Origin of the sequence: Paenibacillus sambharensis (assembly GCF_003233845.1) — a bacterium.
GTDB lineage: Bacteria > Bacillota > Bacilli > Paenibacillales > Paenibacillaceae > Paenibacillus_I > Paenibacillus_I sambharensis.
Map to the genome: position 1 here is coordinate 91,851 of NZ_QKRB01000031.1, position 21,062 is coordinate 112,912.

20 protein-coding genes are annotated in these 21,062 nt (G+C 50.6%); 4 read left to right on the forward strand and 16 right to left on the reverse strand.

What is annotated here, in order from left to right; all coding sequences use genetic code 11:
• Positions 1-6 precede the first annotated feature (6 nt).
• From DNH61_RS04275 to DNH61_RS04310, 7 genes are all read right to left on the reverse strand, one after another.
• Positions 7-1,671, reverse strand: coding sequence for an extracellular solute-binding protein (locus tag DNH61_RS04275; RefSeq protein WP_111145439.1), 1,665 nt, complete (start codon positions 1,669-1,671; stop codon positions 7-9).
• A 299-nt stretch (positions 1,672-1,970) separates the two neighbouring features.
• Positions 1,971-3,161 (reverse strand): glycosyl hydrolase family 28-related protein, encoded by a 1,191-nt coding sequence (locus tag DNH61_RS04280; RefSeq protein ID WP_111145440.1) that lies wholly within the window; start codon positions 3,159-3,161, stop codon positions 1,971-1,973.
• Positions 3,162-3,427: 266 nt separating this feature from the next.
• Entirely contained in the window at positions 3,428-4,555 is a 1,128-nt protein-coding gene (locus DNH61_RS04285) for a hypothetical protein (protein ID WP_111145441.1), read from the reverse strand.
• Complete coding sequence (locus tag DNH61_RS04290) at positions 4,552-5,076, reverse strand: RNA polymerase sigma factor (protein ID WP_111145442.1); 525 nt, start codon at positions 5,074-5,076, stop codon at positions 4,552-4,554. Before DNH61_RS04290 ends, DNH61_RS04285 begins: the two co-directional genes overlap by 4 nt.
• A gap of 220 nt (positions 5,077-5,296) precedes the next feature.
• Positions 5,297-6,982 carry a S41 family peptidase gene (locus DNH61_RS04300; RefSeq protein ID WP_111145444.1) on the reverse strand — a complete coding sequence of 562 codons (1,686 nt, stop codon included), beginning with the start codon at positions 6,980-6,982 and terminating at the stop codon, positions 5,297-5,299.
• Positions 6,983-7,252: 270 nt separating this feature from the next.
• Positions 7,253-8,053, reverse strand: a complete 801-nt coding sequence (locus tag DNH61_RS04305; protein WP_111145445.1) for a hypothetical protein — start codon at positions 8,051-8,053, stop codon at positions 7,253-7,255.
• Positions 8,054-8,383: 330 nt separating this feature from the next.
• Complete coding sequence (locus DNH61_RS04310; protein WP_111145446.1) at positions 8,384-8,929, reverse strand: helix-turn-helix domain-containing protein; 546 nt, start codon at positions 8,927-8,929, stop codon at positions 8,384-8,386.
• Positions 8,930-9,214: 285 nt separating this feature from the next.
• On the opposite strand from DNH61_RS04310, the gene DNH61_RS04315 reads away from it, so the two are divergent.
• Both DNH61_RS04315 and DNH61_RS04320 read left to right on the forward strand, forming a co-directional pair.
• Positions 9,215-10,108, forward strand: coding sequence for an MBL fold metallo-hydrolase (locus tag DNH61_RS04315; protein WP_111145447.1), 894 nt, complete (start codon positions 9,215-9,217; stop codon positions 10,106-10,108).
• 25 nt (positions 10,109-10,133) lie between these two features.
• Positions 10,134-11,129 carry an alpha/beta hydrolase gene (locus tag DNH61_RS04320; RefSeq protein ID WP_111145448.1) on the forward strand — a complete coding sequence of 332 codons (996 nt, stop codon included), beginning with the start codon at positions 10,134-10,136 and terminating at the stop codon, positions 11,127-11,129.
• Between the two features lie 101 nt (positions 11,130-11,230).
• Here DNH61_RS04320 and DNH61_RS04325 read toward each other — a convergent pair whose 3' ends face one another.
• The 6 genes from DNH61_RS04325 to DNH61_RS04350 form a co-directional block, all read right to left on the reverse strand.
• A complete protein-coding gene (locus DNH61_RS04325; protein ID WP_111145449.1) occupies positions 11,231-12,124 on the reverse strand; it encodes a DUF3885 domain-containing protein in 894 nt (297 codons plus the stop codon).
• A gap of 194 nt (positions 12,125-12,318) precedes the next feature.
• Complete coding sequence (locus DNH61_RS04330) at positions 12,319-13,116, reverse strand: tyrosine-protein phosphatase (protein WP_111145450.1); 798 nt, start codon at positions 13,114-13,116, stop codon at positions 12,319-12,321.
• A gap of 48 nt (positions 13,117-13,164) precedes the next feature.
• Positions 13,165-13,941 carry a phosphonate ABC transporter ATP-binding protein gene (phnC, locus tag DNH61_RS04335; protein WP_111145451.1) on the reverse strand — a complete coding sequence of 259 codons (777 nt, stop codon included), beginning with the start codon at positions 13,939-13,941 and terminating at the stop codon, positions 13,165-13,167.
• 12 nt (positions 13,942-13,953) lie between these two features.
• Positions 13,954-14,751, reverse strand: coding sequence for a PhnE/PtxC family ABC transporter permease (locus DNH61_RS04340; RefSeq protein ID WP_111145452.1), 798 nt, complete (start codon positions 14,749-14,751; stop codon positions 13,954-13,956).
• Positions 14,751-15,554: a phosphonate ABC transporter, permease protein PhnE gene (gene phnE, locus DNH61_RS04345; protein WP_111145453.1), complete on the reverse strand. Its 804-nt coding sequence runs from the start codon at positions 15,552-15,554 to the stop codon at positions 14,751-14,753. Before phnE ends, DNH61_RS04340 begins: the two co-directional genes overlap by 1 nt.
• Before the next feature lie 21 nt (positions 15,555-15,575).
• Positions 15,576-16,481 carry a phosphate/phosphite/phosphonate ABC transporter substrate-binding protein gene (locus DNH61_RS04350; protein WP_111145454.1) on the reverse strand — a complete coding sequence of 302 codons (906 nt, stop codon included), beginning with the start codon at positions 16,479-16,481 and terminating at the stop codon, positions 15,576-15,578.
• A 206-nt stretch (positions 16,482-16,687) separates the two neighbouring features.
• Here DNH61_RS04350 and DNH61_RS04355 point away from each other — a divergent pair, with 206 nt between their 5' ends.
• Both DNH61_RS04355 and DNH61_RS04360 read left to right on the forward strand, forming a co-directional pair.
• Positions 16,688-17,332, forward strand: a complete 645-nt coding sequence (locus DNH61_RS04355; RefSeq protein WP_111145455.1) for a GntR family transcriptional regulator — start codon at positions 16,688-16,690, stop codon at positions 17,330-17,332.
• 63 nt (positions 17,333-17,395) lie between these two features.
• A complete protein-coding gene (locus tag DNH61_RS04360; RefSeq protein WP_111145510.1) occupies positions 17,396-18,178 on the forward strand; it encodes an alpha/beta hydrolase in 783 nt (260 codons plus the stop codon).
• A 94-nt stretch (positions 18,179-18,272) separates the two neighbouring features.
• On the opposite strand, the gene DNH61_RS04365 is transcribed toward DNH61_RS04360, so the two are convergent.
• The 3 genes from DNH61_RS04365 to DNH61_RS04375 all read right to left on the reverse strand — a co-directional run bounded on the left by DNH61_RS04365 (position 18,273) and on the right by DNH61_RS04375 (position 21,044).
• Positions 18,273-19,043 carry an alpha/beta hydrolase family protein gene (locus tag DNH61_RS04365; RefSeq protein WP_245947928.1) on the reverse strand — a complete coding sequence of 257 codons (771 nt, stop codon included), beginning with the start codon at positions 19,041-19,043 and terminating at the stop codon, positions 18,273-18,275.
• Between the two features lie 262 nt (positions 19,044-19,305).
• Complete coding sequence (locus tag DNH61_RS04370) at positions 19,306-20,445, reverse strand: 5-methyltetrahydropteroyltriglutamate--homocysteine S-methyltransferase (protein WP_111145456.1); 1,140 nt, start codon at positions 20,443-20,445, stop codon at positions 19,306-19,308.
• 164 nt (positions 20,446-20,609) lie between these two features.
• Positions 20,610-21,044 (reverse strand): VOC family protein, encoded by a 435-nt coding sequence (locus DNH61_RS04375; protein ID WP_111145457.1) that lies wholly within the window; start codon positions 21,042-21,044, stop codon positions 20,610-20,612.
• Positions 21,045-21,062 lie beyond the last annotated feature (18 nt).

Sequence of the window (21,062 nt, forward strand, 5' to 3'; positions counted from 1 at the left end):
ATTATTTCATGGTTGATGTACGCTCTTTCCGGCAAACCAACGGTTCACTTCTTCGGTAATCTGGTCGCCGCCCAATTCTTTCCACTCTGCTACAAAGCGATCGAAATCTTCTATTGGACGTCCTAATATGATGTTAATGTAAGTCTCAAGCTCTAGCTCATCCAGAATGGCCTGCATATTGATCATCGTATCCGTAGGAGCGCCAACAAAGCTTTCATACAGCAGCTGGCCTTTCTTCTCGTATTCGTCCATAATAGCGAATGCCCCGTTCCTGCCATAGGTCCTCTCCCAGCCCCATCCGGCGTCACTGTCTGCGCTTCCGGATAAATAGGAATCGATGTTTCTCTGAATCGCCTTCGCTTCAGCCCCCAGCTGGGATGTATCTCCAGTACGCCGTGCTTTTTCCATTTGTCTGTATGCCTCCAAGTTTTTCTTTACGGGAAAAGGCGTTACCGGCGACAACTGCCATACCGGCAGCGGATTACTGTAATACGTTTCGTATTCGGCTGTTTTCCCCCAGTTTTTCTCGAGGTGGAGGTTGAACATTTTCACAATCGCTTCGGGGTATGGATAATCCTTCCTGACCGCAAGGTACTGATAGGTGCTGAAACGAAGCGGTACCTTCGGCTTCTCCCCGTGATCTGAAACGATCGGGAACGCTTGCCATTGTGATTCAGGAAACTCTTTACGGCTGGCTTGTGCGACGAACGAGCCCCACTGCTCACCGTAGAACATACCGATTTTACCCGAAGCAATCATCGCCTTCACTTTATTGCCGTCCTTCAGTCCGAACTCGGGATCGAGCTGCCCGTTCTTGTACATCTCCTGCAGCGCTTTCAGCGCCAGCTTTACTTCCGGCTGGATCCCTCCGTAGACAAGTTTCCCGTCGTCGCCTTTCAGCCATATCTTCGCATAGGCGCCATAACCGGCCAGAAAATCCATAATACCCATAACAGGATCCCATAAATGCTGGGATACAGCTAGTCCATAGGTATCGTCAATCCCATTTTGATCGGGATCTTCTTCTGTAAACGCTTTCGAAATTGCGAGCAAGTCGTCCATTGTTCGTGGCGGCTGTCTATCGACACGCTCAAGCCAGTCCGTCCGTATCCAAATGAATTGTGCTCCTTCAATAGAAGCGATCGTCTCCGGCAGCGCCATTAATTTGCCATCGATAGTTGCTGAGTCAAACGGCCCTGTCCCTTCCTCGCTGAGAATGCGCTTGGTGAGCGGCGTTGCGTAGGTCTCGTATATCTCCGTCATATCCTGGATGAGTCCAGCATTTGTGAGCAGCCGCAGCTGCTGCGCATTTACCTTGACGACATCAGGAATTTCCCCCGATGCGATCGCCATGCCTAATTTCTGACGGTAAAGATCTCCTCTTGCTACCCAATCGTAACGGATGCGGATTCCCAATGCTTCTTCGTAGAGACGGCTCCACGTATTATCTTCCAACAACTGACCGGGCATGTCGTTAATAAGATTTTCCAGACTAGAGGTATAGTCCCTTACGAAAACCACCTCAATCGGAGGATCGTATTTACTAAGGCCGAGGTCTTGGTAAACGATGGTTTCCTGCTTTGAATCCAGGAGATGTGAGTTCTCATTGTTATTTATACATCCTGACAATAGGGGGACGAAGGCAGCAAGCAGACAGGCTGGCAGCAACATTAGCTTCGTTTTTTTTATGTAGGAAACCCGCAACAGGCACAACCCCATTTCCGTTTGTTCGGCATTCCATTGAATAGATGTTTACTTATCATTATTCTAGTGGCGTCAGCAATGGCGCAAGTGGCAATTGTTGATTTTGTTACCCATTGATTACTTCTTCTCATTCTGTAGAACTCTTAAAAAACTGTCCCGGCAACGGTTTCGCAAAAGAAACCTCCAGCAGCGCGATGGGCGTTTGACTGGAGGTTCTTATATAATGACTCCTTCAAAGTTACTGCAGCCTGAGGCTCTTCCAGCGCCTAGCGCGTATTCGTGTTGCCCCGTACAGTATTGCCGCTGCCGCCCTCGATACTGACAGACGTACCGGACGTACTCGTAACGTTGTTCAGAATCTGATTGTTGTTCGAGTTGCCTGTCACACGGATTCCGAAATTCCGGAAGCTGGAATAGGTTGACATGCGATTGCCGGAAACTTCATTGCTGCTTGCATTAGACAGGCGGATCGTCTCCGGATTGAGCGATGTGTTCACCTGCTGAATGATGTTTCCTCTGAAGTAGTTGTTGTTTGATTCAACCAGGATACCATGAATGCGGGAATCCACAATCGTGTTATTCTCAATCGTATTGTATCTGGCGCCGGTGGTCAGAAAGATCCCTCGCGGGTAGTTAACAATCCGGTTATTCTTGACCGTATTGTATTCACCGCCGTTAGGAATGCGGATACCGCCGTACGTATCGCTTTGCTGCACGCTGTTGATAATCTCATTGTCCGTTACGACAGAGTGGGCTGCTCGGGACAAGTTAATACCGCTGCCGCCGGTGGAATTCGTGATGCGGTTCTTGGTAATCTGGACATTGCGGAATTCCCCGACCGGGTAGCTCTCATGCCCTGCTGCAATCGCATGTCCGCTGGTCCGGTCGAACACGCTGTTCGTAATAACCGAATCCTTCGTTCTTCTCAGCAGCGCACCAATCGTCGTATCCCGTATTTCTACATTGGAGAGGGTCAGCCTGCGGATGTCTGCATCGATATTAATGCCGCCGACCTGACCAAGACCGCGTGCAGCACGGTTTGTACGATCCGCATCAATTGTCAGGTAAGAGACCGTCGCGTTCAGGTCATTGTTCCCCCGCAGGATCGGATTGCCGAATACATAGCTGCCCACCGTGCCCGTCTTCTTGATGATCGTCCTCCCCATTCCGTCTCCGACCAGGCTCACACCCGCATGTAAACGCACTGCATTATCCACATAGTAAGTGCCCGCCGGAAGATACACCGTTCCTTGAACGCCTCTGTCATAAAAATGCTTCATGGCCGCATGCAGTGCAGCCGATTGATCACTGGTCACCCCCGCCCTCACGCCAAAATCACGTGCGTTAACGGTTTCAGCCGCATAGGCCTTGTAACTGTTACCGGGAACATACACACCCGCCACGAGTGTCATGCACAATACAGCAATCAGGGAAACCTTCCATTTCCTTAATTTCATCTTCACTAGATCCCTCCAAATCATTATTTGCCTGCCCGTTCGAACGGCTAGTCTAACAGTCTAGCAGCAATCTCTGGCAGCACACCTCCTTCTTTGGAAATGATCTATGTGTAAACGCCCCACTCTTGGCAAACGCTTACAATTTAAATTATAGCGAATGTTGAAAGTGTATACAACAATCTTATGACTCGTATTTAAAGCATCCTTTTATACCAAAATGAAACGAGGCTGCCGGATTTGCCGCCAGCCTCGTCTTGCATCATCTGTCAATGCTCAACCTCAACCACTTTACCAGTGATATCGCCGTTATCCTCTACCGTAAATACAAGCACCATTACCTTTCCATCTTCTCTCTCACTGAATTGGATAGGTATATCGCCCGTCTGTTCTTCCGGCAATTGATCAGGGGGTATCTTAATTTTCCAGTCACCATACTTGTAAATGATTCTCCCTTGTTCATCGTAGGTTACTTTTTGTACAGATCCAGGGATTGTTGTTCCTTTGCCTTGGGAGAATTTAATCTTCCATTGCTTTGCCTTTCTTGCCATTTCAACTGCTGAATCGCCGTCGGTCTCCTCGGGTTTCATCAGTTTCCGTAAATACGCATCTGCCTTTGCCGGATCAGCTTTCGACTTATCCAGAGGAAGATCGAACAATACGGAAACCCCCTGATAGTCCGGACGGACGCTCATTTTACCTGTCTTTTCATCGTACGTGATCGCATCAATACTGAAGAAGCTCGAGCCGCTGATAATGGCCAGATACACGCCCTTGTCAGCAAACATTTCCACTTCATCGCATTCGATGATTCTATACATGATACCGTCCGTTACGATTTCACTATATGTGCCGTGCATCGAGGCGAGGTTGTACCGCCAAGGCTCTAAACCCTTGATGAGAGGCGATACGAAAAAAGGGACCTCTTTGTATTCCAGATCATTCGCTGTGGGCATAGGACTTCCATCCGCCTTGGCAATGGATACGACGGCATAAGTTTTCTCTGGGGACAAATCACTCGACGGACTTTCCAGTTCCTGCAACCCGGCTCCTGAGACGATGCCGTGCAACGTAATCTCATAGCCTTTAGAAACAACGGACTCATTGATTTCAACCGCGTTGCTGCTTGCAAAAGCTTCAGCCAATAATTCTTCTCCTAAATGTCCGGCTATCTGCTGGGAACTTATAAGCTTTATGGCTGCAAATGCAGACATCGACATAACAAGCATACACACAGTAACCAGCACTCCTATAGAAAATCTTTTGATATAAGGGGGCTTTGTTTTCCTTCCCTCCCTATACCGGTTAATGATGTATCTATTCAATTGCTCTTCTGGCTCAGCATCCGAAGCCAGTGCTTGCCGAAGCAGTCGGTCCCACTTATCGGAGTCGCTCACAGGGTATCCACCTCCAATTCCTTTTTCATTGCTTTTCTGGCTTGATATAGCCTGCTTTTAACCGTTCCAGACGGGATTTTCAATACGGATGCGATTTCCTCGATAGACATATCCGCGGTATAGTACATATACAGCGGAATTTTCAATTTATCGCAAAGACCGTCCGCGGCGGCTTGAATCTTGCAGCGCAGCTCCATAGTAAGCACAGCATCTTCAGGCGAATCTTCTTTAGTGAACATGTAAGAAGTGTCGGCGGCTTCGTTGAACGCTACCGTGGGCGCGATTCTCTGCCTCCAGGAGAACTTCCGGCGCTGGTTCTTGCGGAGTCCGATTGCAATTGACAGGAGGAAAGCTTTCGGATTCCGATTTCGGTCTACTTTTGAATGCCCTTCGATCGCCTTGAGCAACGTTTCCTGGTAGAGATCATCTGTATCTTCCTTATTTCCCATAAGTCTAAGGCAAAATCCATATAGCGCCTTGCCATGCTGCTCCATTAACTCGTGAAGCTCTTCGATATCCAATTATCTTCTCCTTTCTTCATCGCCCGTTCATCCTTATATGGTCATAACTTGAATAATGGTTCAGTAAGCAAGCATTAAAAAGCGCTGAACGAATGTTAATGATCATCGCTTTAATAATATCTCCAAATCCCCTATCCACTTGTGCCTTCGTGTTTGTGTCGGCGTTAACCTTTCCCCATAAAAAACGGACCCCCACAAAGGAGGCCCGCTTGCTAATCATTTATTGCGTGTCGCCCTGCGATTGCAGCAGCAGTGCAGCTGCAGCAGAAATCAGGTCGCGGTTATCGCTCAGCACGTCATCGCGGGTCAGGCGGTGAATGGCGTCAGGCTGTATTCCCAGGTCCTCAAGGGGCAGACCGGCTTTATCACCTACACGTGTCGTCTGACGGATAGCAACCCGCATGAATGTACCGCCGGGCAGCTCCTGGAAAGGAGAGTCTGGCCCTGGCAGAAGAGCTCTTAACAGGTCGTGTGTGAACACATTGGCCCCGCCCGCTCCAGTATTATCATCTACCCCGAGTATTTTGCCGATCTTGTTGTCCTGAAAGCCTGCTGCGAAGATATCGGTTGTACTGTAGCAGCGGGCGTCTGTAATCAAGACAGCGCTGCCGTTATACTGCCTTCCTATGCTGTTGGTGAGCTCAGGAGATTCAATAGTGAAGCCTTGCGAGTAGATGGAGCCGGTAATTGTGGAGAGGTCAATCGAGTTGACCCATTGTTTGGCAAACCCGCCTAACTCATCTGAATTAGCAATAGCAAGAGTTATTTCGTTATTAATAAAGTGCAGCCGTTCGGCTTCAATCTGGTTGGAGCTGAAGAGCTGCAGCAGTCGTTCGCCGTTCATAATGATCCCGCCGCCATTCCCGCGTACGTCAATAATCACACCTTTCTCAGGCAGCAGCTTCAATATTCGGATGACCTCATTCACAAAAGCGTCCGGCTCCGGATCGCTGAAGGTCCTTATACGCAGGTATCCAATCTGACCATGTGGAGTATCTACTGGACGAAATTGAAAGGTGTCCGGGTAACGGCTTCTGCTCTTGAAGAAGTCCTTCTTCTTCTCGTTGAGCGGCTCGTCAGCTGAACGGAGATCGGCAGCCTCTTTGCTCACATCAATGGCGCTTGGGGAGAATAGCACCTTTCGGGCGTTATTAGTAAGCTCCATATTAAGGTCCAGCCCGTTAGCAGCTGCATACTCCCCGGTTGCGGCCGGCGCTAAAATTGCATGGAATGAGCTGATCTGATTCACCTGCCAGGGCAGCTGGATGCTGTAGTCCTTGTTATCGCTGCTGTACCCGACAATGACCCAATGCTCGGCTGGCGGCAGCGACATGGCAAGCGGTCTTACAGTCATGGCGTCCAGCCCTCGCACGTGGCGGGCTGCCTTGTTGCTGCCTGCTTCACGGTCGGCATTAATGGCCACTGCCTGGTCAATCGGGACGCCATTCCAATCGGTGATTTCGACCCCAGGTTTAAACGTATCGTGTTCGAAGCCGGGGATCAGCTTGGTAACGATATAATGCCGTTGATCATTGCCATCATAGTACTCCTCCATGAGGAATGGCAGGAACGCAGTAGACAGATTATATGGGGCAGGCAAAATATAGTTGGTATGCAGATCGCGCAATTCTTTGAAAATTTGAAGCATTTCGCAGTGAAACTCCCGCTCTGTCAGGGTGTTCATTTGGCGGCGCAGAATCTTCAGCTTTTGAACCGGGTTGATGGCATACATGGCTTGTTTGAGCGGCAGGTGAACGTATACAGAGTCAATTAGTACCAGTGCCTGGTCTATGATGGTGCGGCGTTCTGCTAATGAGAGTTCGAGTTGGTTCGTCGTTTCCAGGAATTCAGCAAGTGTAACGGAGTCTTTAAAAAGCGCGTTCGAAGACTTAATTGTTAATGCCATTATTGTCTCCTCCTTAGACTGCCAAGATTAACTGCTTTGAGCATGCTGCAGCAAGGGACTAAAGGTTCCGGAACGCCTCGGGTCAATGATTTCGCAGGGGTCATTCGTGTAATCTAATTGTATGTCCACTTGAATTTATTGTAAATATAAACTTATCTTACAATTCTGCAAGACGTTTAACAGGTGTAGTCCGCATACCGCCCAACTGAAAAAAGCCGCAAGCATGCGGCTCCTTATATTTTGGAAGGATGATCTTTCCTCTGACGTTACTCAAGCATTTTGTGCTATCAACATCAGCCGCTTCGCCCTGCGTTCTTCCTCGCTCATACGCGGGCAGCTGTAGCAATAGCCTTGACCGCTTTCAGTGTAGTAAGCGTGACAGCAAGCACTTCGCATTCGGATTAATTCTCCCTCCTTATAGGGGTTGTCGATCCAGCGAATAGGTACATGAAATGGGTTCTTAGGCAGTCCGAAGACAGACGGCGGCAAACCGCTTCGGAGCGCCTCGAAGTCGTCACCAAGCCTGCGCTTCTGCTGTTCTGTAGCTGCATCTTGCAGCCAACGCTCGTGTTCATTGTACATGCGGATAACGAACTGCCCCCACAGCTCTCTGACCGGAGCACCGGTTGCATGAGAAGCCGTCTCCAGCAATGGTCTGATGACCTCGCTATAGAATGATGCAAGCATTCTGTTACGCCATATTGCCCGATTCTTAACCGGTACTTCCTCCGTTTCTGGATCTGAAATATGGAAAGCATGCCTGCGGCGACCCTCTTCCTCATAAATTTGCAGACTTAAACGCTCCAGTGTCAGTACAGGTATGCGATCGAAACGTGAGATGCTGTCCTGTAACGACGTACACAAGGCACCGAGCCAGCTCCCCAAGTGTGCCGCCGCGACAACAGGACTCTTCGCCCTCCATAATGGCACGAAGAATTGAACAAATTGTTCCATATGTTCTTGGTCTGCCAGATCCTTCAAACGCACGGTATACAAGGCATTCTCGCGATGCTGGAGAGAAACATTGTAGTTCATTTGCAAGTATACAAAGTCAGGCTCATTCCTTAACATGCTTCATCACCTTCCGCTTTCTTCATGGATTGGTTCCATACGGGAAGCACTGGCGTGTCTCTCAGCAATGACTATGTACAGGGATCTTGATCTTAAACTTCACGTAAGCTGCAAACACCCTATCGTTATTACCTTTCGCTAATCGAAATAATTACTATCTGTCAATATATCAAGGCGATCCATAATCGTCAATACCTCCCCTTAACCCCACTAGTACTTCTGCACAATCAAACCACCTTTAATCAAAGGTGGCTTGATGGGATGATGTGACTCCCTATTGGTCTCCAGCTGAATCAATTCACCCTCCGTATTAAGGATGATGGACATCTATCAGAAAGAAGCGGGCGTCGAAACCGCCAGCAGCAGTGTCTCGCCTTTCCCGATATTCTTGTAGCTATGCGGCGTTCTTGCATCGTAATAGATGCTGTCTCCCTCTTCCAGCGTGTAACGATCATTGCCGAGCAAGAACTCCAGCCTTCCGGAATGAACAAGTAGAAATTCTTCACCTTCGCTATGGCCTACGCCCACTTCACCGGAGGTTGCCCCCTCTTCGAGCACGCCCCAGATAGCTCCCATTTTGTTGGCGCTTCCTTGACTGAGGGCATACCACGTAATTCGGGATCCCTCTGAATGCACCAGTGGTTTACGTTCATGTTTCCTAATGACAATACTTTGCTTCTCCTCGCCGAATAGATCTGTGAAATTAACGTTCAACGCATTGGCGATGCGCTTCAAGACGCTAATGGAAGGATTGGCTTTATCTCGTTCGATTTCACTTAGAAATGACAGCGAAATTGAGGCTGCTTGTGTGACTTCTTTAAGCGTTAAATTCTGCTTTTTCCTTGTGCTGCGAATTACTTCACCGATTGATTTCATAGGCAGGTCTCCTGATTACCGAAATTATTTTCGCTGTGAGCGAAATTATTAGGTTCATCATAGTGAAATTATCTAGTGATATCAAGCCCTTTCGGGGTGTGTGTTTTACGCTGTAAAAACGTTGATTTGACACCATTATTGGATTAAGCTTTTATCAAAGTTAAAGTGCGAATTCGTTCCCGGGGCATTTCCACTAGACTCATTCCATATCATTTTTCAACTACAGCGAAATTTATATGAATACTTACTTTTTTACATGTATTAATTGCAGGAGGCGGATATACAATGAGCGATCGTCCCAAGGTTTACCGCGTAGGCGATGTCACCGTTACCCGCGTTACCGAAATGGTGATCGGCGGCGTGTCCCCAGAGATCTATTTTCCCGGATCGTGGGATCCCGACTTCTTGGAATCGAATAACGACTCCCTTCCAGCTGGTCTGATTGACAGCAATGCACAGCTCATCGTAACCATCGGTACTTGGGTCGTCAAGACACCCGAACATACGATACTGATCGATACCGCTACCGGTAATGACAAGAATCTGCCCCTAAACCCGGATCTCGCCAACCTCCAGCTGCCTTATCTGGAGCGGCTGAAGGATGCCGGGGTTACGCCAGAGGAGGTAGATTACGTCCTGCTGACCCATCTCCATGTGGATCATGTGGGCTGGAATACCAAACTTGTCGATGGACATTGGGTCCCGACATTCCCGAATGCCAGATATGTCTTCCCGCTTAAGGAGCAGGAATATTACGGCAGCACAGCAAGCCACAATTCCAAAAACGAGGCGGATTTTAATGTATTCGAGGAAAGCGTCCTGCCTGTTATTGAAGCCGGATTAGCCGAAACAATCGGCCCGGAAGGCGGCGTATTTCTTGACCGCTTTACATTCATCCCGACACCAGGCCACAGCATCGGGCAAATGTCCATCAGCCTGAGATCAGGCGGAGAAGAAGCGTTGTTCGGCGCTGATGTGATGCATCATCCTTTCCAAGTGCTCCATCCCGAATGGAATTCCATGTATTGTGAATTCGAAGATCAGGCCCGTGCCTCACGCCGCTTTGTTCTTGAGCATATTGCCGATCGCCCCGTCATCTATTTCAGCACCCATTTCCCCGAGAGCGCCGCAGGTTACGTGACTCGAGAAGGCAATGGATTCAAATGGAGCTTCATCTAATTTCATGAAGGAGGGTCATAATCCGATGAATAATAAATTTCTGGCGCATGTTCCGATCGTTACCGAAGACCTTATGATTGCCAGTGATACGGCTGGTATCGAATTATCGATTCGCAACAAGCGTCCGGCTGCTATGGATACGTTCTCGAATGAGAAAACAATTGTCATGGTGCATGGCGCAACCTATTCAACCGCGAGTCTGTACGATGTGGAGCTGGACGGCTATACGTTTCTAGATTACCTCGCCAGCCATGGCTATGATGTCTATGCCGTCGATGTTCGCGGCTACGGCGGCTCGACAAGGCCGCCTGAGATGGAGCAGCCGGCGGATCAGAATCCGCCGCTTGCCGGCACCGAGACTGGAGTTCGGGACGTTGGCACAGCGGTCGATTATGTCCTGAACCGGCGCGGGCTGACGAAGGTGAATATCCTCGGCATGTCCTGGGGCGGAACGGTGGCAGGTGCCTACACCAGCCGCAATAACGACAAAGTGAACAAGCTGACTCTTGTTGCGCCGCAGTGGCTAAGCACCAAGCCTGTGCCGATCGATACGGGCGGCCCGCTTGGCTCCTACCGTCTTGTTGCAGCAGGCACGACGAAGGAGCGCTGGTTAAGCGCAGCTCCAGAAGGAAAACGAGACGGGCTGATCCCAGATGGCTGGTTCGAGCAATGGGTCGAGGCAACACTGGCATCTGACCCTAAGGCAAAGGCCGTACACCCCGGGCACATTCGGGCAGCCAACGGGCCGATTCAGGATATCCGCGAATATTGGGCGGCTGGCAAAGCCTTCTATGAACCCGGGAGCATCACAGTGCCCGTACTACTTGTGCATGCGGAATGGGATATCGACGTGCCTCTTGAACTGGCGCAGCATTTCTTTACTTCCCTCACCGGTGCCGCCTACCGCCGCTGGGTAGAAATAGGTGAAGGAACGCACATGGTCCTGTTGGAGAAAAACAGGCTGCAGGCGTTTCAAGCCATTCAAGCCTTCCTGGACGAAGAATACTCGCCGGCACAATAAGCAGGAATGCTTTCATTCTAATCTGCCGCTCCATATCCTCCCAGCAAGGATGATGTGGAGCGCGGTTCGAACAGAGGACCAAGTCTCGGAAGACTGTTTTTCTATAGAATGCTCCATCCGTTATAGCTGCCATATTTTTTGCCGTACATGCTCATAAGATGAGTTTGATAATCAATAAGCGCCAAAGCTTCTGTTTTGGCAGCAGTGAACGTAACCTGGTCATCTGTTGATAAAATACGCTGGACAGTGAACGAGGTCAACGAGATTTCCTCTTCAAACTTGTCGGCATGGATGGACGGTATCTTGAAATAATGCGTAATGTGACAGATATTAGCGCGTCTTAGGTTGATTCCCAAATCCGCAGCTTTCCTGTCATTGTATTTCCGCCGATTCTTCTGTTCTTCGCCTGTTTCAATGATACCGGCGAGTCCTTTGCCTAAGAAGCCGTCAATCTCGTATCGGTTATAATCAAGGATCCATTTTCGGTGCAAATGGTAAAGCGGCAGAAGAGAGTTTTTATCAGAACTGAAAACATCACAGCCCCGGTCGTCATACATGTGAAACAATATGTCTTTTGTTTGGTTATACAGGTAAATCCGTCCCCCGGAGGCAGGTTTACGCATGAAGTCGGTATTCTCAATGGCTTCAAGCAGATAGGGCACTCGGATTTCCTTCGCTTTAACTTCGACAGACCATTCTCTTGTGCAAAGATCTTCATCCAATTCATCAAATTCATATGGCAGGATGCGCGATCGTACTTGTGGTAATCTTGCTCTGAAAAAGCGTTTTAACCGAACCTTCCCGGCTTGTCGATCACACCTGTAATAGCTGGTGCGATGGATAAAAATCACATTGTCCTCGGGTTCAAAGATGGAACGGTATATGGTCCGCGCTCTTCGAAGACTCTCGCATCGATAGGCCTCACCCACCAGATTTTGGAGTCCGAGTTCATAGCGTATGTAAGGACCATGGGTCATTTCTTTTACAATATCCACGAAGTATGCCCCCGTCTAGTCTAACTTGCCTTCGATTGTTGATTCATTCCCAGCTTATCAGTTTACAGCCATGCAAGTCCATAACTTGAACTATAATTAGCAGACATAGTAAAAAGGCAGCCGTTCGGCTGCCTTCCTTAACATTCACGTATAAGCCGCATATTTCACTTTCGCCTGCAATTCTCCTGTACAATCTACTCCAAGCAATACGCCCGCAGCTTGCCCAGCCGCTCAGCCGTTAGGCCGAATTCCTGCTCAAAGTAAGCGTCATAGCTTCCATAACGGCCTTTGATTGCATCAAGCGCTGCTTCCAAATAAGCCGGCTTAGCCGCCATCATCGCTTCGAAGCTCACCAGCCCCTGCTCATCGAGATAAGGCGCAAGGCGCGCCTTGATTGCTGCTGTGAACGAAGCAAGTCCTTCATTGGTGAGCAGGTAATCGGCCATGACCGTCTCTTCCGGCACGCCGAGTGCCAGCAGGATCAGTGCCGATCCCACACCCGTTCGGTCCTTGCCAGCCGCACAATGATGCAGGAGGCCGAGGCGAACCGGTTCTTGTATGACAGCCATCAGCCGCTGATACGAAGCGTTCCCGAATGGCAGCTTCGCATAGAAGCCGGCCAGCATGTCCGGTCCGAACGCAGCCGGCAGTCCGCCGGCCAGAAGCTCCTCGATCGAGCCTGCTGCAGATACGGGTACCGACGGATCGACAGCCAGCGCAGGGATGCACTCGTACGCAGCGCCGGCAATGTCTGGATTGGGCTTCCGCGCAGCTTCCTGCTCATGCCGGTAATCGAGTACCGTCTTGATGCCGAGGGTCTCCAGATGCTCCAGATCGGCTGGCGTCAGACCGTGCAGCTCAGCCGAGCGGAAGAACAGCCCGTATTTGACCCTCCTCCCTTCTCCGGTCTCATAACCCCCCATATCGCGAAAATTGTGTACCCCTTCATACGGAATCATCCGGCCATCCGGATATACAGCATAGCTGCTCATCTAAACACCCTCTCATTTCCGTTAAAATGTATTGCCTCGCCTATCTGATTAGATGGCTGCTTTGTGGAACATCTCATGCTCCTGACCCTCATATAAATACTGCGTGATGTCGCTCGTCAGCTGCTCAACTGGTCCGTCGAAGACGACTCGTCCTGCCTTGATCCCGACGATGCGTGTCGCATAGGCTTTCGCGTAATCGACCTGGTGAAGATTGACCAGGCAGGCGATCTCCTGTTCCCGGCAGTTTGTGTGAATCGCATCCATTACGGTCTTCGACGACTTGGGATCAAGGGAAGCAATTGGTTCGTCAGCGAGTATCAGCGATGGCTTCTGAGCAAGCGCTCGGCAGACGCCAACGCGCTGCTTCTGTCCGCCGGAAAGCTCATCCGCACGCTTGTAGACCTCGTTCTCTAGCCCGACCTTTTGCAGGAGCGCAATGGCTTCCTCCTTATCGGCCTCTGGATAGCGGCCCAGCATGCCCGCAAGCGAGCCTATATAGCCAAGCCGGCCGTGCAGCACATTTTCCAGAACACTGGAACGGTAGACAAGATTGTAATGCTGGAAAATCATCCCCATCCGCGCCCGGATACTGCGGAGCTGACGTTTGTTCGCATGCACCACATCCTCGCCAAGGAAGGTAACGCTTCCCTCTGTCGGCTCAATCAGCCGGTTCATGCATCGCAGCAGTGTAGACTTGCCCGCGCCGCTCGGTCCGATGACCGCAATGAATTCACCCGGCTGCACAGTCAGCTCGATGCCATTCAAGCCCCATGTACCCGCCGAATACTGTTTCTTCAGCCCTTGTATCGTCAGAATCGGTTCCATTATGCCGCCTCCTTAATTTTGCCTGCCCATCCGCTTCCGGATCTGGACCGTACCCATCTCCAGCAGGAACATCGTGAAGAATACCATCAGAATGCCGAGCGATAAATCTGCGAACTGGTAATAGCTGATGTACCCCTGCAGCAGAGAGCCGATGCCGCCTGCGCCCACCATTCCGAGAATAACGGATTCGGCAACACTGATCTCGAACCGGAACGCCGTAGTCGCCATGAATGCTGTAAGCAGCGTCGGCAGCAGCCCCTTGGCTATGACATGCCACCAGGTACCGCCCACAGACCGGATGGCTTCGATTGTCTCGCCCCCCGCCTCCTCAATCTGGGAAGCAAATGTGCGGATCAGGTAGGACACGGTGGGAAACATCAGGCCGAGCACGCCTGCCATCGGACCGAAGCCCATACTGGCAACGGCGAGCAGCACCCAGATCGTTGTTGGTATTGTCCGGATAATGACGAATACAGCATTAAGCACCCTTCCGAACAACCGGTTTGGTGTCGTATTAGCCGCCACAAGGAATGCCAGGAACAGGGCGGCCACAACACCAAGAATGACGGAGAGGAAGGCCACGACAATCGAGGTCACCAGCTCGCGCAGCAGCTCGCCCCCGTTCGTGAACGACAGCTGCGCCAGCTGTCTCCCAATGGCTGGAAGCCGCTCCATACCTGCAGCAATCTGCTTCATATCAAGATCCGCACAGTAAAGGCTGATGCCGAGCAGAAGCAGCGAGCTGATGCCCAGCATCCGCTGCTGCCGCTGTGTCGCCTTGTGCGCGATCGGAATTTTTCGTACCGCCATTAGATCAATCGCCTCCTAATCCGGCTCGTCATTAGCTCGACCAGCAGAATCATCGCCACCATAATGGCAATAACCATCGACGTCTTCCCGTACTGAAACAGATCCATCGTCTGCTTGATCAATGCGCCGATGCCCCCTGCTCCTACAAGTCCGAGTACCGCCGAAGCCCGGATGTTAATCTCGAACATGAACAGCGTCCAGGAATAGAAGGCCGGCAGAAACTGCGGGATGATGGCATGCTTAATGCGCTGTCCATAGGTTGCTCCGCAGGATTCAAGCGCCTCCATGCTGTCTTGGTCAAGCTCTTCTATCGACTCCGCGTACAGCCGGGCAAGGAAGCCGCAGCCGAATACGATAAGCGCAATCAGCCCTGCCGTCGTGCCGACGCCAAAGATGACGACCAGCAGCGAGGCCCATGCCAGAAAAGGAATATTGCGAAGGAACGATATCAAGCCCCGCAGTACGGTCCGGACAAGCGGATGCGGCGTTGTCGTGCGCGCCATTAAGAGCGCCAGGCAGACGCCGAGCACCGACGAGCAGAATGTCGCAATAACAGCATAGATGAACGTATCGGCCACCGGCTTGATATAGCCCTGCAGGTTGGCTGGATCCGGCGGCAGGAAATCGCTGAACAGGAACCGCAGGAAGGTCGGGATGCCAAGTATAAACTCAGCCGCGTCAAACCGGATATACACCAGTGACAGAACGGTCAGCAGGAGAAGGGCTGCTGCCGCAGCCCACTGCTTCGCCCTCCTCTTCCGGCGGGCCTGCGCACCGCCGGGTATAACAGTTAACTTCAACATGACTAGTTCTCCTTCACAGCATCAGTTCTCGAGCAGCTGCTCTGGGCTCAGGTTAAGCAGCTCAGCCGTCTCCCGGATCGGATCAAAGTCACTGTCCGCTATGTCTACGAATTTCGCCTGGTCCGAGCCCATGACGGCCTTGAAATAATTCGGGTCCTCGTAACCGAGAAGGAAGCTCTTCACCTGGTCCTTCATTTCCTGCGGGACGCTGCTTCGTATTGCAAACGGTGTTATGGGCGCCATGGCTTCGCTTGCCGCCAGCACGCGATAGGAATCCTTCTCAATAATACCGCGCTGGACCAGCATGTCCGGTATGATGGCAGATGCCGCAGCCGCGTCATACTGTCCCCGTACCACTCCGAGCACAGCGTTATCATGCTTGCCCGCAAACTGGACGCTCTTGAAGAAGGAGGTATCGAGCTCTTCTGGTGTAACACCCAGCTGCTTCACGAGTGTCGCCTTCGGAAACAGATGGCCGGTCGTGCTGACCGGATCGACAAAGCCGAATGTTCTGCCCTTCAAATCTTCCAGCGTTTGGATTGGAGAATCCTTCGGTACGATAATAACCGAAGCCGGCGCGTTCGCCAGAGCCGGGATCGATACGCCGACGATCGGTTCGACGCCAGCGCGCTCTACCGCTACGATATAAGAGAACGGTCCGAACATAGCCAGGTCCGCCTTGTTGTTCTTCATAGCCTCAATTGCTGCATTATAGCTGGTCGCCTTATACGATTCGACCGGCACGCCGATCGCCTCAGACAGCTTGTTCTCAAAATCCTTGTACGTCTGCTGCGTCTGCGTGTCCGACTCCTGCGGCAGATAGGCAATCACGAACTTGTCCGGCGCTGAAGCCGCCTGCGAGCCGCATCCCGTTACGATGGCCGTAAATACGGTGATGACAGCAAGCAGTAACATCCATTTTCTCATTGTAATAAACCTCCCTGAAATGATAAGCTTCTACTTGGATACAACTTGGATACAAGATGATCATAACGGCCAACCATCAAGCGGACATCAAGGAGAGAATAAGAAATTGTAAACAGGCTTGGCCGCCTTTAGCAGATGCTTGCACCTGATAGAGACAGCCTGTAGTATGGACAATATATTGATTTGGGGAGAGGAAAGGATTATCTATGGCGGCAAATTCTATGGTCGAAACGGCTTATCATTATATAAGAGAACAAATTGTTAGAGGTGACCGGCTGCCCGGTTCCGTGCTATCGGAGAATGAGCTTGCCGCGGAGATGGGAATGAGCCGCACGCCGATTCGCTCCGCAGTCTCCCGGCTCGAGCAGGAAGGCTATCTGCAGGCGCTGAAGAACCGGGGCGTGCTAGTGAAGGATATTCCGTTCAAGGACATGCTGGATACGTACGAGATGATTCTGATGCTGCAGACCGCAAGCATTGATCTCGTCACGGAGAAGGAAACAGCCTTTGATCTGGCGATGCTTGGCGAACGCCTGCGGCTGCAGGAGGACGCCACCGCGCAGGGTAACTATGGGGCGTATGTCGATCACGGGCTTGCGTTCTGCAAGGGCGTAATCGGAGCCGCGAATAATGTGATTATGCTGCGGGTGTTCGACTCGCTGCATGACAAGTTCAAGCAGGCCGCCATGGTCAATTACAGCTTGACGCCCACCCAGCCCCACTATTCCATGACGGCACTCAACCGGAAGATCTATGAGGCGATTCGAACAGCTGACTATGGTGAAGCCAAGAGCGCACTCCGCAGTGCCAATCAGGAAGCGCGCAGCAGAGCTGTGCGCGGTTATATGTAAGCCAGCGTATAGCTGGTTGCTTGCTTGTTATACCAGACAACCAGAGTAAGGGAGCAGATCATCGTGCAGACAAAACCACATAAAGCAGCTCGAACAAGTAAATGGAAGAAAATATTACTTTGGGTAGGCATTATTATCATTCTGGGTTTAACTGCCGGTTATATCTATCTGAAGTCTGTCACCTACCAGCCTTCATTTATCGCTCAAGCAGGCCTGCAAAGTGACAGCAAGGTGACGGTAACGGAAGTGAAAGGCGGCTATAAGTTTGAATATGCAGACGGTCCAGTGAAGGAGCCCAATATTATTTTCTATCCTGGAGGGTTAGTTGAACCGGTGAGCTACTCGCCGTTGGCGAGGGAGCTTGCTGAAGCGGGGCATCGGGTGTTCATCGCGGACATGCCCTTGAACTTGGCTATCTTCGGTGAGAATAAGGCGGATTCATTCGTTTCGCAATATCCTGAGGAAGCATTCGTTATCGGCGGGCATTCATTAGGCGGTGTCTTCGCTTCGAGGTATGCTGCCGCGCATGCCGATAAGCTTCAAGGTGTATTCTTCCTGGCGTCCTATGCCGATGAACAAGCTGCAATCCGGGATACAGAGCTGTCAGTCCTGCAAATTACGGGAACCAACGATGCTGTGCTGAACCGGGAGGTTTGGGAAAGCTCCAGAGTGAATTTACCTGAGGATACCATCTATGTGGAGATTGACGGAGGAAATCATGGCCAATTCGGCTCCTACGGAATGCAGCAAGGCGACCAGCAGCCTGCGATATCCGGTGAGCAGCAAATCGAAGAGACGGCAGCGGCCATTCAAGACTGGATTGCTCAGCTGGATCAGGATCAATAAGCCCTGCTGGAGGCATACGTTACAGCTCCAGATGAATCTTGACGCAGTTTAAAGCCAGCATGGCATCCCTGCCCTGCTGGCTTTATTTTTCCGCCTATAAATTCGCTTTCACAAATTCGTACGTCATCTCCGTTACACGCTGACTGCCTGCCTCAGAGAAGCCGTGTCCCTCACCGGGGAAAACTTCAAGCTTCACATGAGGATACAGCTCCAGAGCCTTCTCGCCGATTGCCAGCGGCACAACCGAATCTTGATCTCCGTGGAAAATCAGAACATTCTTGTCGTACTTGCCGATATGCTTGTATACATCAAACCCGTGAATCGTTTCAAAGAAGACTCTACCGAGCGTCATCCCCCACAGCTCTTGCGTGTCCGGAATATCTTCAAGCGAGGGAAATCTTTCATTCCATTGATCGGCGATCAGGAATGCCGGGAATAACAAGAGAACGCCTCTAACATCCTCCCTGCGCTCATCAGCGGTCAATGCAGTGACCAAGCCGCCCTGGCTGCCTCCAAACAGGAAAATGCTGCTGGCATCCACCTGCTCCCACTGCTTCACGCTGTCGATTACAGCACACAGGTCTTCTTTTTCTGTAAATATAGTCATCTCCGTCGTCTGAAGGTCACTCTGCGAATTGACGGACCCGCCACAGAAGTCAAAGCAGTATGCTCCTACCCCATTCGAAGCAAGATACCGGCTGTTAAGCGTAAAGTCTGCATGCGTGCCGTTATAACCATGGCTGAAGATGACGATCGGGTGCTTGCCCTCACCTTCCGGCATATAGGATACACCATGGATTTCTCTGCCATGATGATTAATCTTTACAACCTTCTCCGTATAGTCGCCCATTACATTCTCTCCCATATAAGAATCATCCTTTCCTATGAAACTGTGCTAGTCGTCATAAAAATCTTCGATTACGAAACGCGGATCAATGGTTTCATTTTCCACTCAATCGATAGCGCTTTCAACTATAGTCTAATTGTATGACTACTAACTGAACTTTGCAATTAAGAACATGTGAAGAATGACTTCAATGGATGCAAAAATGGCTGCCGAGGTCGGTCTCGACAGCCATGTTCTATATCTTAACTATTGTAATTTACTGATACCTGCGGGTTACCGCTTACTTCCAGATCTCTTCAGCAATCTCTTTAATGAAAGCAAGCTTGCGCCATTGCTGCTCCTCGGTCAGGTGGTTGCCCTCCTCTGTAGAAGCAAAGCCGCATTGCGGGCTAAGGCAAATCCTTTCCAGGTCGACATATTGCGTTGCTTCCTCAATACGTTTCAAGATCTCTTCCTTGTCTTCGAGCTCGCCAAACTTGGAAGAGAACAGACCAAGCACGACCTGCTGATTGTCCTTCAGGAAGCGAAGCGGCTTGAAATCACCAGCGCGATCGGTATCATACTCCAGATAAAAGCCGGAATAGTTATCGATACTAAGCAGCGTCTGGGCGATCGGCTCATAGCCTCCTCCGACTCCCGCATAAGTGGATACATAATTGCCGCGGCACACATGTGTCGTAACAACCAAATCGTCAGGCAGACCGGCGACAACTTCTTCATTCAGCCTTGCGAATTCGTTCGCGTATTCAGCAAGGTTCATGCCAAGCTGATTCATGACAGTCATGAAACGTTCGTCGCACAGCGCTCCCCATGTACAGTCATCGATCTGGATGCTGCGGCAGCCCGCTGCATAGAGCTCAAGTATCGCGGCCTTATACGCCTTGGCAATGTCGGACACAAGCTCTTCACGGTCCTTGTATATCGCTTTAGTGCTCGCCTGATTTTCTTCTCTGTCCAGCTCGAACAGGAACTGCGCAGCCGCTGGAATGGACTGGCGTGCTATCACATCATCTCCTGCAATCTTCTGCAAGAACGTGTAATGGGACACAAACGGGTGACTGCTGTAGCGTATTTTACCAGTCAACTGAGCTGTCTCTGGTCTGGACTGCGCGCCATTAAATTGGTAGCCTTGATCGAGAACAATCCGTTCTACGCCGTCAAAACCCCAGAAAAAGTCTAAATGCCACCAGGAGCGGCGAAACTCCCCGTCGGTCACCGCTTGAAGACCAATCTCTTTTTGCTTACTCACAAGCTTAATGATTTCAGCATCTTCCACTTCTCTAAGCTGATCAGCTGTGATGTCACCATCCTGAAACTGGCGCCTCGCATCCTTCAACGCTCTGGGACGCAGAAAGCTGCCAACAATGTCATATCGGAACGGACTAACGGAACGCTGTTTGGGTGCAATTTGTGTGCTCATAAGATAAATCTCCTTAGCTGTTGAGTGTTTAATGATTGGTTCAAAGATAACATAATAGATCTGTTATAATGGACTACCAATAAGTTATAGCTGGTTATAACCCAAAGCTATAGATAGAATATATAAAAAAAGACAGCCGGCGTACTCGCCGACTGCCTGACATTCTAGACACATCCAGTTTCTATTGGGACGTTCACTTGGAAGGTAACACCGAACTTGTCTTTAACTATTCCGTACAAGGGACTCCAGTCTGTCTTCTGCAGCGGCATGAGGACTTGCCCTCCCTCTTCCAAGGCCGAGAAGATTTCTCTCGCTCTTGTCTCATCACTGGGATGAATCGCGATCTGCACGGCATCACCCGGCTGATATGGCATACCTGGGTACGTGTCGGAAAACATAAGCTCAGAGTCGCCGACCTGCAAGTGGGCATGCATGATGCGTTCCTTCATTTCCTCCGTCATCGGATGCTCCGGGTCCTCTGGCATATCGCCGAATTTCATCATACCGAGCAACGTTCCGCCAAGCGCTTTCTCGTAAAATAGGACGGCCTCTTTGGTGTTACCGTCGAAATTCAAGTAAGGGTTCAAACGAATGGACATTACGCAACAGCTCCCTTA

What these genes read in the sequence shown, in the direction of transcription:
- DNH61_RS04275 (WP_111145439.1), bottom strand. Translation starts at nt 1,671, where the DNA reads ATGTTGCTGCCAGCCTGTCTGCTTGCTGCCTTCGTCCCCCTATTGTCA.
- DNH61_RS04280 (WP_111145440.1), bottom strand. Translation starts at nt 3,161, where the DNA reads ATGAAATTAAGGAAATGGAAGGTTTCCCTGATTGCTGTATTGTGCATG.
- DNH61_RS04300 (WP_111145444.1), bottom strand. Translation starts at nt 6,982, where the DNA reads ATGGCATTAACAATTAAGTCTTCGAACGCGCTTTTTAAAGACTCCGTT.
- DNH61_RS04305 (WP_111145445.1), bottom strand. Translation starts at nt 8,053, where the DNA reads ATGTTAAGGAATGAGCCTGACTTTGTATACTTGCAAATGAACTACAAT.
- DNH61_RS04310 (WP_111145446.1), bottom strand. Translation starts at nt 8,929, where the DNA reads ATGAAATCAATCGGTGAAGTAATTCGCAGCACAAGGAAAAAGCAGAAT.
- DNH61_RS04315 (WP_111145447.1), top strand. Translation starts at nt 9,215, where the DNA reads ATGAGCGATCGTCCCAAGGTTTACCGCGTAGGCGATGTCACCGTTACC.
- DNH61_RS04320 (WP_111145448.1), top strand. Translation starts at nt 10,134, where the DNA reads ATGAATAATAAATTTCTGGCGCATGTTCCGATCGTTACCGAAGACCTT.
- DNH61_RS04330 (WP_111145450.1), bottom strand. Translation starts at nt 13,116, where the DNA reads ATGAGCAGCTATGCTGTATATCCGGATGGCCGGATGATTCCGTATGAA.
- phnC (WP_111145451.1), bottom strand. Translation starts at nt 13,941, where the DNA reads ATGGAACCGATTCTGACGATACAAGGGCTGAAGAAACAGTATTCGGCG.
- DNH61_RS04340 (WP_111145452.1), bottom strand. Translation starts at nt 14,751, where the DNA reads ATGGCGGTACGAAAAATTCCGATCGCGCACAAGGCGACACAGCGGCAG.
- phnE (WP_111145453.1), bottom strand. Translation starts at nt 15,554, where the DNA reads ATGTTGAAGTTAACTGTTATACCCGGCGGTGCGCAGGCCCGCCGGAAG.
- DNH61_RS04350 (WP_111145454.1), bottom strand. Translation starts at nt 16,481, where the DNA reads ATGAGAAAATGGATGTTACTGCTTGCTGTCATCACCGTATTTACGGCC.
- DNH61_RS04355 (WP_111145455.1), top strand. Translation starts at nt 16,688, where the DNA reads ATGGCGGCAAATTCTATGGTCGAAACGGCTTATCATTATATAAGAGAA.
- DNH61_RS04365 (WP_245947928.1), bottom strand. Translation starts at nt 19,043, where the DNA reads ATGGGAGAGAATGTAATGGGCGACTATACGGAGAAGGTTGTAAAGATT.
- DNH61_RS04370 (WP_111145456.1), bottom strand. Translation starts at nt 20,445, where the DNA reads ATGAGCACACAAATTGCACCCAAACAGCGTTCCGTTAGTCCGTTCCGA.
- DNH61_RS04375 (WP_111145457.1), bottom strand. Translation starts at nt 21,044, where the DNA reads ATGTCCATTCGTTTGAACCCTTACTTGAATTTCGACGGTAACACCAAA.